This window comes from Pseudoflavonifractor phocaeensis, from assembly GCF_016901735.1.
GTDB lineage: Bacteria > Bacillota > Clostridia > Oscillospirales > Oscillospiraceae > Pseudoflavonifractor_A.
This window is the reverse complement of the sequence record NZ_JACLZC010000078.1, coordinates 1-11,697: the sequence shown is the minus strand read 5'-3', so window position 1 is coordinate 11,697 and position 11,697 is coordinate 1. Positions and strand designations below refer to the sequence as shown.

The 11,697-nt window shown below is 61.8% G+C and carries 10 protein-coding genes, 1 tRNA gene and 1 pseudogene; 5 read left to right on the top strand and 7 right to left on the bottom strand.

The features are described 5' to 3' along the window. Nucleotides 1–88 (top strand): annotated as a pseudogene (locus tag H7U37_RS13205) (IS5/IS1182 family transposase); the annotation flags it as partial. 169 nt (nucleotides 89–257) lie between these two features. On the opposite strand, the gene H7U37_RS13200 reads toward H7U37_RS13205, so the two are convergent. Beyond that, nucleotides 258–334 (bottom strand) — tRNA-Arg (locus tag H7U37_RS13200). Between the two features lie 299 nt (nucleotides 335–633). Here H7U37_RS13200 and typA point away from each other — a divergent pair. Next, nucleotides 634–2,457 (top strand): translational GTPase TypA, encoded by a 1,824-nt coding sequence (typA, locus tag H7U37_RS13195; protein ID WP_420875809.1) that lies wholly within the window; start codon nucleotides 634–636, stop codon nucleotides 2,455–2,457. After that, nucleotides 2,457–2,936, top strand: coding sequence for a GNAT family N-acetyltransferase (locus tag H7U37_RS13190; protein ID WP_204876387.1), 480 nt, complete (start codon nucleotides 2,457–2,459; stop codon nucleotides 2,934–2,936). The genes typA and H7U37_RS13190 overlap by 1 nt, the downstream gene beginning before the upstream one ends. 49 nt (nucleotides 2,937–2,985) lie before the next feature. Here H7U37_RS13190 and H7U37_RS13185 read toward each other — a convergent pair whose 3' ends face one another. The 3 genes from H7U37_RS13185 to H7U37_RS13175 are packed head-to-tail and all read right to left on the bottom strand — an operon-like array spanning nucleotide 2,986 to nucleotide 5,043. Next, nucleotides 2,986–4,257 carry a [Fe-Fe] hydrogenase large subunit C-terminal domain-containing protein gene (locus H7U37_RS13185; RefSeq protein ID WP_204876386.1) on the bottom strand — a complete coding sequence of 424 codons (1,272 nt, stop codon included), beginning with the start codon at nucleotides 4,255–4,257 and terminating at the stop codon, nucleotides 2,986–2,988. Between the two features lie 6 nt (nucleotides 4,258–4,263). Continuing rightward, nucleotides 4,264–4,686 (bottom strand): ATP-binding protein, encoded by a 423-nt coding sequence (locus H7U37_RS13180; protein ID WP_204876385.1) that lies wholly within the window; start codon nucleotides 4,684–4,686, stop codon nucleotides 4,264–4,266. A gap of 15 nt (nucleotides 4,687–4,701) precedes the next feature. After that, nucleotides 4,702–5,043 (bottom strand): DRTGG domain-containing protein, encoded by a 342-nt coding sequence (locus H7U37_RS13175; RefSeq protein WP_204876384.1) that lies wholly within the window; start codon nucleotides 5,041–5,043, stop codon nucleotides 4,702–4,704. 259 nt (nucleotides 5,044–5,302) lie between these two features. Between H7U37_RS13175 and H7U37_RS13170 the strand changes: the two genes are divergently transcribed. Together H7U37_RS13170 and H7U37_RS13165 are read left to right on the top strand one after the other, a co-directional pair. Next, nucleotides 5,303–7,372, top strand: a complete 2,070-nt coding sequence (locus tag H7U37_RS13170) for an elongation factor G (RefSeq protein ID WP_204876383.1) — start codon at nucleotides 5,303–5,305, stop codon at nucleotides 7,370–7,372. Nucleotides 7,373–7,450: 78 nt separating this feature from the next. Beyond that, nucleotides 7,451–8,137 carry a hypothetical protein gene (locus H7U37_RS13165; RefSeq protein WP_204876380.1) on the top strand — a complete coding sequence of 229 codons (687 nt, stop codon included), beginning with the start codon at nucleotides 7,451–7,453 and terminating at the stop codon, nucleotides 8,135–8,137. 88 nt (nucleotides 8,138–8,225) lie between these two features. Here the strand turns inward: H7U37_RS13165 and H7U37_RS13160 are convergent, their stop codons facing one another. From H7U37_RS13160 to H7U37_RS13150, 3 genes are all read right to left on the bottom strand, one after another. Further along, nucleotides 8,226–8,441, bottom strand: a complete 216-nt coding sequence (locus H7U37_RS13160) for a hypothetical protein (RefSeq protein WP_204876378.1) — start codon at nucleotides 8,439–8,441, stop codon at nucleotides 8,226–8,228. A 172-nt stretch (nucleotides 8,442–8,613) separates the two neighbouring features. Beyond that, nucleotides 8,614–10,545 (bottom strand): molecular chaperone HtpG, encoded by a 1,932-nt coding sequence (htpG, locus tag H7U37_RS13155; RefSeq protein WP_204876376.1) that lies wholly within the window; start codon nucleotides 10,543–10,545, stop codon nucleotides 8,614–8,616. A gap of 134 nt (nucleotides 10,546–10,679) precedes the next feature. Beyond that, on the bottom strand, nucleotides 10,680–11,697 hold a 1,018-nt coding region (locus H7U37_RS13150), incomplete at its 5' end, for a CapA family protein (RefSeq protein ID WP_204876375.1).

The window sequence follows — 11,697 nt, the reverse complement described above, 5'->3', positions numbered from 1 at the left end:
TGCCACGCGATATGCTAAAAATACAGCATCTTTTCTCGCCGCAGTGCAAATTCGTTGCATTGCTATTTGGTGCGCCGTTTTAGCCTGAACTTGTGTACACACTATTTAGCAGAAGGGATGAAAATTTTCCGGCCCAATTTCAAGAGTATACAAGAAAATATTCATGGTTTCTCTAAAATCCAGAGAAATGCCATTCCGGTAAATTTACAACAAAAAGCCACTATAAACCAGATAAAAACGGAATATAGTGGCTTTTCTGGCACCCCTGACCAGACTCTAACTGGTGGCCTACCGCTTAGGAGGCGGTCGCTCTATACAACTGAGCTACAGGGGCATATGCAAAAATATTCAATTGTACAGCTCCGGTGGACGAGAGATCGCCAGATGTTAGGAGGCGGACCCTCTATCCTGGTGAGGTACAGGGGCATACCAGTGTGGACTAGTTTACCCCAAAAGCGCCGCCCTGTCAACGCCGGCCGGACAAAAAACGACCGCTCCCCTTCTCCTCTGCCGCCCGGCCTTTGGGGAAAGAGCCGAAACGCCGCCTTTTCACGAAAAAAAGTTGCGTTTGCGCCCTGTGTGCGTTATAATACGGGGTTGGAATCCCGATATGACATGCAAGAGGTGCTTTTTGTGCAGAATACACATTTGAGAAACGTAGCCATTATCGCCCACGTTGACCATGGTAAAACCACCCTGGTGGACGAGATGCTCAAGCAGGGCGGTATTTATCGCGAGAATCAGGCCACCGTGGACCGCGTCATGGACTCCAACGACCTGGAGCGGGAGCGCGGCATCACCATTCTGGCCAAGAACACCGCCGTACACTATAAGGACGTGAAAATCAACATCGTGGACACCCCGGGCCACGCCGACTTCGGCGGCGAGGTGGAGCGTATCCTCAAGATGGTCAACGGCGTCATCCTGCTGGTGGACGCCGCCGAGGGCCCCATGCCCCAGACCCGGTTCGTCCTGTCCAAGGCCCTGGAGCTGGGCCATAAGGTCATCGTGGTGGTCAACAAGATCGACCGCCCCGACCAGCGCATCCATGAGGTCTGCGACGAGGTGCTGGAGCTCCTCCTGGACCTGAACGCCACCGACGAGCAGTTTGAATCCCCCACCCTCTTCTGCTCCGGCCGGCAGGGCACCGCCTCCTACTCCCCCGACGTGGCGGGCACCGACCTCACCCCCCTCTTTGAGACCATCCTCAACTATATCCCCGGTCCCGAGGCTGACGAGGAAGCCCCCTTCCAGATGCTGGTCTCCTCCATCGACTACAACGAGTTCGTGGGCCGTATCGCCATCGGCCGCATCGAGCGGGGCACCATCAAGCAAAACCAGGAAATCGCCGTCTGCAACTTCCACACCCCCGACGCCGCCCCCGTAAAGGCCAAGGCCACCGCCCTCTATCAGTTCGACGGCCTGGGCAAGGTGTCCGTCACCGAGGCCACCGCCGGCAACATCATCGCCATGAGCGGCATCGGCGACATCACCATCGGCGACACCATCTGCGCCCCCGAAAAGGTGGAGCCCATCGAGTTCGTCAAGATCTCCGCCCCCACCATTGAGATGACCTTCTCGGTCAACGACTCCCCCTTCGCCGGCAAGGAGGGTAAGTTCGTCACCTCCCGCCAGCTCCGCGACCGCCTCTTCCGGGAGACCCTGAAGGACGTGTCCCTCCGGGTCACCGAGACCGACTCCACCGACTCCTTCAACGTGGCCGGCCGGGGCGAGATGTCCCTCTCCATCCTCATCGAGACCATGCGCCGGGAGGGCTACGAGTTCCAGGTCTCTCCCCCCCGCGTCCTCTTCCAGGAGATCGACGGCAAGAAGTGCGAGCCCATCGAGCGCCTTGTGGTGGACGTGCCCAGCGACAGCGTGGGCGCCGTCATCGAAAAGATCGGTTCCCGCAAGGGCGACCTGCTGGAGATGACCCCTGTGGGCGACCGGATGAAGATCGAGTTTTTGGTGCCTTCCCGCGGCCTCTTCGGCTACCGGAACGAGTTCCTCACCGACACCAAGGGCGAGGGCATCATGGCCTCCGTCTTTGACTCCTACGCCCCCATGAAGGGCGACATCCAGCGCCGTGCTTCCGGCTCTCTGGTGTCCTTCGAGACCGGCGAGAGCGTCACCTACGGCCTCTTCAACGCCCAGGAGCGGGGCGTCCTCTTCATCGGCGCGGGCGTGCCGGTCTATGCCGGCATGATCGTGGGCGAGACCCCCAAGCAGGAGGACATTTCGGTCAACATCTGCAAGAAAAAGCAGCTGACCAACATGCGCGCCTCCGGCTCCGACGAGGCCCTGCGCCTTTCTCCCCCCCGTCAGATGAGCCTGGAGCAGTGCCTGGAGTTTTTGGCCGACGACGAGCTGCTGGAGGTCACCCCTGAAAACCTCCGCCTGCGCAAGCGCATCCTCAGCCACGCCGACCGCATGAAGGCGCTGAAAGGCGGCAAATAATGAACATCCGCACTGTGGCCGCCGCCGACCTGGACGGGGTATGCGCGGTGGAAAACGCCGGCTTCCCGCCGGCGGAAGGGGCCACCCGGGCGGCGTTTGCCTACCGCATCGCCGCCTTCCCCCAGTGGTTTTTGGTGGCCGAGGAAGGGGGCCGCATCGTGGGCCTCATCAACGGCCCGGCCACCGACGCCCCATTCCTCTGCGACCGGCTGTACGAACCGGGGGGCGCGGGGGAAAACGGGACCACCCTGGCCATCCTGGGCCTGGCGGTGCTGCCGGAGAAACGGCATACGGGCATTGCCCGGGCGCTGATGGACGCCTACCTGGACCGGGCCCGGCAGAGCGGCATGGAGCGGGTGGTGCTCACCTGCAAAGAAAATCTCATCCCCTTCTACAAGCGGTTTGGATTCGTCAACCGGGGCGTCTCCCAGTCGGTCCACGGAGGCGTGGTGTGGTACGACATGGAATATACCGTCTGAACGCGGAAAGGACGCGCTGTCCAAAAAGACAGCGCGCCCTTATTTTTTGTCACTGGTCCTCCCGTCGCAGGAAGGAGGGCGGCAGACCGGCGGGCTGGTTTTCCTCCTGCTGGAAGAAAATACAGTCCCCCTCCGACGCCCTCCCCTGTACCACATCCTCGGCAAAGGCCCGGCAGTTGGGGGCGCCGCAGGCCCCGCAGTGGAGCCCGGGCAGCTGTTCCGCCAGGACGTCGATGCGCCGGTATTTTTCCATGGCCGCCGCCCGGTCCTCGTCCAGACGGAAAGCGGGGCTGTATTGGAGCGTCCGGGTAAAGGTCACGTCGTCCCATTCCTGATCGGCGCCCATGCTGCCGCCCCCCTCGCCAGGCAGGGCCGCGGCCAGGGCCGACAGATGCAGCCGGGCCACATAGGGATTTTCCACGTTCAGACAGCCGCCCACACACCCCTGTGTGCAGGCCCACAGCTCCAGAAACTCCACGCCGCTCTGCCGGCCGTCCTCTATCTCTTCCAGCATCTCGATGACGTTTCGGATGCCGTCCACCGCCAGGGAAGCCCGCTCCCCCCGCAGGGCGCTTTCGCCTCCCGCGAAGGCGGTGAAAATACCGCTGCTACCGGCGGCGGTGTCCAGATGCTCCCCCTGGTCCTGGGCCATGGTGCGCACCAGCTCCAGACACAGCTCCTGAATGGAAAAGGCGCCGTCCAGCACCGGCTGGGCCAGGCCCTCGGGACGGCGGACCGCCGTCACCTTGGCGGCGCAGGGCACGATGGCAAAAACCCCGATCTCCTCCGGGGCCAGGCCGGTCTCCTCCGCCACGGCCCGCCTGGCCTGAATGGCGGCGAACTCCATGGGGAGCATCACCGGCTCCACGTGGTCGATGAGGTGGGGAAAGCGCAGCCGGATGAGGCGCAGCACCGCCGGGCAGGATGAGGAGATCCGGGGCAGCGGTCCCTCACACTTCCCTCTTGCGTGGCGGGCCAGCAGCTCCGCCGACCGGGCCGACTCGAAAATATACTGAAAGCCCAGCTGTTTGATCCCTGCCAGGATCTGTCCGATGTCCGCCATCTGGCCAAACTGGCCGTACAGCGCCGGATCGGGCACCGCCACCCGGCAGGCAAAGCGCTCCATCCCCTTCAGCGGCTCCACCGCCGGATGAATGGCGCGATGGGGACACACCCGGATACAGCTGCCGCAGTCGATGCACCGGTCGGCCAGAATGGCGGCCTGGCCGTCCCGCACCCGAATGGCCTCGGTGGGGCAGTTCTTGATGCAGGTGGTACAGCCCCGACATCGGGCCAGATCAATATGGACACTATGCTCCATGACCGGTCATCCGATGCGGATGCGCATGGTCACGGTGGTGCCCCGTCCCACCTGGGTGTCGATCTCCATGGCATCGGAATAGCGTTTCATATTGGGCAGACCCATCCCCGCGCCAAAGCCCAGGCTGCGCACCTCCGGGCCGGCGGTGGAAAACCCCTCCTCCATGGCCTTGCCCAGGTTGGGAATGCCCGGCCCGTGGTCGATCATCCGCAGAGTGATCTGATCCAGGTCCACCTCCACCTCGGCGGAGCCGCCGTCGGCGTGGATGACCATATTGATCTCCCCCTCATACATACAGATGGCCGCCCGGCGCACCACGTCGGAGGGTAAACCCAGCTTTTTGAGGGTCATCTTCATCTGGCTGGACGCCTCGCCCGCCCCGATAAAATCGCCGCCCTCCACCGGGTAGCGTAATTTGATGGTTTCCATCCCGTTTCCCCTTTCTCAACTGCCCGGCAGGCCGTGGGTGTAGAGCAGGCCGCAGGCGCTGTACATCCGCTGGCCGGTGGTCATCACCACGATGTCCAGCTCCCGCGCCAGGGAGAGCACGTCCTCGCCCGGCCATTTCCCCCGGACAAATACAATACACTTGATGTCGGTCATCTCCGCCGTGCGCACCACCTGTGGATTGACCATACCCGTCAAAAGCAGATTCTCCTCGTGGACGTAGGCCAGCACATCGCTGAGAAAGTCGCTGCCGCAGACCGATTGAATTTCCTCCTCCAGCCGGTCCTCTCCGCAGAGCACCGTGGCGTGGAGGATCTCCTTCACCTGAGAAAGGCGCATAGCCCTCCCTCCTTTCCTGCCGCTGACCGTCAAAATGTGAAAAATTTTGTTTCAAATAACGAAAGTATTCTATCACAGCTTCCGTCAGCGTGTAAAGAAGTTCTTCCTTGCCGGACGGGACAAAATTGCGCCCGGCACAATCCATAAAAAACACTGTTGCTATTGCCGGCATTTTGATATATAATCACTAATGTCAGTCGTGTTATCCATCGGGGCACACCGCTGGCCCGATTTTTGAACGTAAGGAGAGGAAACCACTATGAGCTATTCCGCGCAAAACATCCGCAACATCTGTCTGCTGGGTCACGGCAGCAACGGTAAGACCACCCTGGCGGAGAGTATGCTGTACATGACCGGCGGCACCATCCGTATGGGCTCCCCCGCCGACGGCAATACCGTCTGTGACTTCGATCCCGAGGAGACCCGCCGTCAGATTTCCATCTCCATGGCCGTCGCCCCTGTGGAGTACCGCGGCTGTAAGATCAACGTACTGGACACCCCGGGTTACTTCGACTTCGTGGGCGAGGTCCAGGAGGCCGTCCAGGTCTCCGGCGCGGCGGTCATCGTCTGCTCCGCCAAGGCCGGCATGAGCGTGGGCGCCGAAAAGGCGTGGGATTACTGCGAGAGCCGTTCCCTCCCCCGTATCCTCTATATCTCCAAGACCGACGAGGAAAACTCCGACTATAACGCCGCCTTCAACACCCTCCGGGAGCGGTTCGGCAAGAACATCGCCCCCGTGGTGGCCCCCATCTGGGACGAGCATAAAAAGGTCATCGGCATCATCGACGTCCTCCATAAGCGCGCCTACCACATGGAAGGCACCAAGCGGGTGGAGATCGACGTCCCCGCCGACAAGCTCCCCGTGCTGGACGAGCTCTACGACGCCCTCAAGGAGTCCGTGGCCGAGACCAGCGAAGAGTTTATGGATAAATATTTCTCCGGCGAGGACTTCACCTACGCCGAGATGGTCCAGGGCCTCCGTCAGGGCGTCCGCGACCTGTCCCTCTTCCCCGTGGTGTGCGGCTCCGCCGTGGAGGGCCTGGGCACCATGATGCTGCTGGACACCATCGTGGACCTGGTCCCCAACCCCCTGGAGGCGCCCCCCGTGGTGGTGGAGGACAGCGACGGCGAGGCCGAGGAATACGTCCTCTCCGACCGCGCCCTCCCCTGCGCCTTCATCTTTAAGACCACCTCCGACCAGTACGGCAAGTACTCCTACGTGAAGGTCATGTCCGGCTCCATCACCCCCGATATGTCTCTGGTCAACGCCCGCACCGGCGAGACCCTCAAGCTGGGCCGCCTGTACGTCATGAAGGGCAAGAAGGCCGAGGAAGTCAAGGAGCTGGGCTGCGGCGATATTGGCGCCATCGGCAAGATGGACGCCCTGAAAACCGGCGACACCCTGTGCGACAGCCGCAAGGTGGTCAAAATGCCCGCCATTCCCTTCCCCGAGCCCTGCTACTCGGTGGCCATCGCCCCCAAGACCAAGGGCCAGGAAGAAAAGATCGCCTCCGGTCTCACCCGTCTGGGCGAGGAGGATCTGACCTTTAACTGGGTCAACAATGCCGAGACCCGCCAGATGGTGGTCTCCGGCACCGGCGACATGCAGATGGACGTGCTGGTCTCCAAGCTCAAGACCCGCTTCGGCGTGGATGCCGTCCTCTCCATCCCCCGTGTGCCTTACCGCGAGAAGATCCGCAAGAAGGTGGAGGTCCAGGGCCGCCACAAGAAGCAGACCGGCGGCCACGGTCAGTTCGGCGACGTGTGGATGCGCTTTGAGCCGGGCGACACCGAGGAGCTCCAGTTCTGCGAGGAGGTCGTGGGCGGTGCCGTGCCCAAGAACTACTTCCCCGCCGTGGAAAAGGGTATGCGCGAGGCGGTGCAGCACGGCGTGCTGGCCGGCTATCCCGTGGTGTACCTGAAGGCCACCCTGTACGATGGCTCCTACCATCCCGTGGACTCCTCCGAAATGGCCTTTAAGACCGCCGTGCAGCTGGCCTACAAGGCCGGTATGCCCCAGGCCAGCCCCGTGCTGCTGGAGCCCATCGGCGAGCTGAAGGTCACCATTCCCGACAGCTACATGGGCGACATCATCGGCGACCTGAACAAGCGCCGCGGCCGCGTCATGGGCATGAACCCCGACGGCAAGGGCAACCAGATCGTGGAGGCCGAGGTTCCCATGGCCGAGATGATGACCTATGCCATCGACCTGCGCTCTCTCACCCAGAGCCGCGGTTCCTTTACCTTCCACTTCGTCCGCTACGAGGACGCGCCGCCCGCCGCCCAGGAAAAGGCCATTGAGGCCGCCAAGGCGATGGCCGACGAATAAACCATATTATTTCAGCAGGCACACGGCGTGGCACTCCATCCGTGTGCCTGCTGTTTTTACAAGGAGGGCGATTCTTTTATGGCAAATATCAGTTCCGCATACGGAACGTTGGCTCTGGTGGGCGACTGGCCGGAGGAAGCCATTACGCTTGCCAACCAGGTGGTGAAAAGCTGGGCGTTCCACGGCGAATACGGTCTTTCCATGTGGGACGACTTCTCTTTCGAGCAGGAGGAAATTGAATTCAGCGGCTCGGGCCGCTGGAGCTTTGCCGACACGCTGGAACATCTGGATGCCTGGACCTGGGACTGGATTGCAAATCCCGCGCCCAACACCGACCACCCGCTGGAAGAAGAGACCTATACCGCCCTGCTCCGCGCCATGGCGGAAGAGGATTTGCAGCTGGCCGTCTCTTTTCGGGACAGGGAGCCGGATACAGGCTCCGACGTCTCTGTGACCGGCGCCCTGCAAAGCGACGGAGAACGGCTGACCTTTGTGGTCCACGCCGAGGAAGCACCCGGCTGGACGGACGAACAGCTTCAGTCCGCGGTGACCCTGTTCTCCACCTACCTCTCTGATCCGCCGTTTGACGCGCTCACCGACTGGATTCAAGATCATCTCTCCCCCGCCTACTACACAGAAGAATGGCTGGAGGACCTCTTTACCGGCGCGTATCTGACCCAGGAACTTCTGGAGGAATTTGAAGCCGCTTTTTCGCCTGATACCCCGGAATGGGACGCTCTTCTGGAACAGGCGGAGCTTTTTTAGCTTTTCCATCCCATACAAAAACGGCGTACCGAAGGGGTCTCCCTCCGGTACGCCGTCGGTATTTTGCGCTCGTATGCCCGCCGTTTGCTCACCAGCTGCGCAGGGCGTCCATCAGCGTCTGGGACTCGCTGATGATCTCCACCGGCTGGGAAAAATCCATGGCGTAGATGCCCATGGGGGATTTGGCGTTCAGGGCGATCTCCCCGTTCTTGGAGCGCACCGTCACCGCCTCGGGCACCGAAAGGGCCAGCGCCCGCAGTCTCTGCACATCCTCCTGGGACGAAATGGTCAAAACAAAGGTCATTTTCCGTTTCCTCCTGCATGATATAAACTGGTTTCCATGTTGTTTCCTTCTAATATTGTAGTATATTATAATACATTTTTACTGGAATAGGAAGAAAAAGAGGACCGCCCCCAGGCCAGTTTTCAGGCCGACGGACGGTCCCATTTTGGTCAAAACGGACAAGTTTAATTTTTTACTGCATGAGGGAGCAGACCAGGTCGGTATAGGCGGTGGGGTCCTCCAGGGGGAGGCCGGCGATGAGGAGGGCCTGGCTGTACAGGAGCTTTGCGTACCGGGCGGCCTTGTCCTTGTCCTCCTCCATGGCCCGCTTGAGGGCGGCGAAGGCGTCGGAATCGGGGTTGAGCTCCAGCACCCGCTGGGCCTTCATGCCGTCGGCGTGGTCAGGGTCCATACGGCGGAAGTATTTTTCCATCTCCAGGGTGACGGGGCCGTCGGAGGTCATGCACACCGCGCCGCTCTTGAGGATGCGGGAAATGCGTGCTTCCTTGATCTGGTCGCCCAGGGTCTCCTTGACGAAGTCCAGCACGTCCTTGTTTTCGGTGGCCTTCTGCTCGGCGGCGCTCTTCTCCTCCTCGGTCTCGGGGAGGGCGTCGGCGTCGTTGACCGACTTGAAGGGCTTCTCGTCCCAGGCGCCCAGGGTGCTCATGACGAACTCGTCCGGGTCCTCGGTGAGGTAGAGGATCTCGTAGCCCTTGTCCAGGATGCGCTCGGTCTGGGGCAGGTGGGCAATCTTGTCCACGCTCTCGCCGGCGGCGAAGTAGATGTAGGGCTGATCCTCCGGCATCCGGCCGCGGTACTCGGCCAGGGTGGTATATTTGCCCTCCTTGGAGGACCAGAAGAGGAGCAGATCCTTGAGCATATCCTTGTGGGCGCCGTAGTCGCCCAGCAGGCCGTACTTGATCTGGAGCCCGAAGGCCTTCCAGAACTGCTCGTACTTGTCCCGCTGGTCCTTCTGGAGGCGGAGGAGCTCGTTTTTGATCTTCTTCTCCAGGTTGTTGGCGATCACCTTGAGCTGGCGGGTGTGCTGGAGCATTTCACGGGAGATGTTGAGGGACAGGTCCTGGGAGTCCACCACGCCCTTGACAAAGCGGAAGTGGTCGGGCAGCAGGTCGGCGCACTTGTCCATAATGAGCACCCCGGCGGAGTAGAGCTGGAGGCCCTTTTCATAGTCCCGGGTGTAGAAATTGTAGGGGGCGTGGGAGGGAATATAGAGCATGGCCTTGTATTCCACCGTGCCCTCGGCGCTGACGTGGACGGTGGACAGGGGGTCCTCCCAGTCGGCGTACTTCTCTTTGTAAAACTGGTTGTACTCCTCGTCGGTGACCTCGCTCTTGGGCCGCTGCCACAGGGGGACCATGGAGTTGAGGGTCTCCCACTGGTCGTAGTCCTCCCACTCGGGCTTGTAGTCGTCGCCGGCGTCCTCGGGGCGGGGCTTCTGGCGGGACTTGTGCATGAGCATCACGATGGGATAGTGGATATAGTCGGAGTATTTCTGCACCAGCTCGGAGATGCGGTACTGCTCCAGATACTCGCCGTATTTCTCCTCCTCGCCGTCGGGCTTGATGTGGAGGATGATGTCGGTGCCCACGGTGTCCTTTTCGCAGGGCTCCATGGTGTAGCCCTCCACGCCGTCGGACTCCCATTTCCAGGCCTCGCCGCTGCCGTAGGCCCTGGAGATGACGGTCACATGGTCGGAGACCATAAAGGCGGAATAAAAGCCCACGCCGAACTGGCCGATGATGTCCACGTCGCTCTTGGCGGCGGCGTCGCCGGCGTCCTTGGCGGCCATGTCCTGCTTGAACTGGAGGGAGCCGCTCTTGGCGATGGTGCCCAGGTTGTCCTCCATCTCGGCCTTGGTCATGCCCACGCCCCGGTCGGAGATGGTGAGGGTGCGGGCGATCTGGTCGGGGGTAATGGTGATCTTCAGCTCGTCCCGGTCCACGGCGATCTGGTCGTCGGTGAGGGCCAGGTAGGCCAGCTTATCGGTGGCGTCGCTGGCGTTGGAGATGAGCTCCCGGAGAAAAATCTCCTTGTGGGTGTAGATGGAGTTAATCATCAGGTCCAGCAGGCGCTGGGATTCCGCCTGAAAGGCTTTCTTTTCCATGGTGCTTGTGCCTCCTATATGAACATACAAAATAAAAACATAGCGTTAGCACTCTTTGACATTGAGTGCTAACACTATGATAATCCACTTGCCGCCAATTTGCAAGGGGTGTTCAAGAATTGTTTACAAGTTTCTCAATCCACAGACGATCCCAGCACCTCCTGACAGTGAAGGGCGGCCGCGCTGCCGCTGCCGGCGGCGGTGAGGCGAAAGACCTGGGCGGCCCCCTCCTCCCGGACCATCTCCATGGGGGCATAGGTCCAGCCGGTCACGCCGGTCTCTCCGGTGGTCCCGTCCTTGGTCAGCTCCAGGGTGAGGACGGCGGTGATGTCGGTGTAGGGGTCCACCTGGGAGGAGATAAAGTTGCCCAGGGAGTAGCACACAAAGCCGGTACGGCTGCCGCCGGGGACGTCCACGGTGCGCAGCTCCATGGGCTGGAGCACATGGGGATGTCCCCCCAGCACCAGGTCGGCGCCGTTAGCGATGAGCAGGTCGGCCAGCGCCTCCTGGGCGTCGTTTTTGGTGCTCTGGTATTCCACCCCCCAGTGGATGAGCACCGCGATAAGATCGGGGTCCAGCGCCTTGGCGGCGGCCAGTCCCTCCTCCAGGCGCTGGGTGTCGGGGGTGGAGAGGGTGGTCAGGTAGTCGGTGTTGAACAGGCTGACGGCGTAGTCCCTGCCCTCCGGCAGGGGGATGCCGTTGGTGCCGTAGGTATAGCCCAAAAAGGCCACCGAAATGCCCCCCACATCGGCCAGGTACGGCCCCTGGGCGTCCTCCTCCGGGCCGCGGCTGGTGCCCACATGGGCCAGGCCCGCCCGGTCCAGGGCGTCCAGGGTGGATGTCAGGCCGTCATAGCCCCGGTCCAGGCAGTGGTTATTGGCGGTGAGCAGGAGGTCGAAGCCCGCCTCGGCCAGATCGCCGGCCAGGGCCGACGGGGAGCGGAAGGCGGGATAGCCGGAGTAGGGCGGCCCATCGGCCAGGGTGGTCTCCAGATTGGCCACGGCATAGTCGGCCCGGGTCACCAGGGGAACGGCGTCGCCGAAGATGGGGGTATAGTCATAGCCGCCCAGCGCCTCCGACCAGGCGTCGTTGGTCACCGGCATATGGCTCATCACGTCGCCGCACACCGCCAGGGTGGCCACGGTGTCAGGG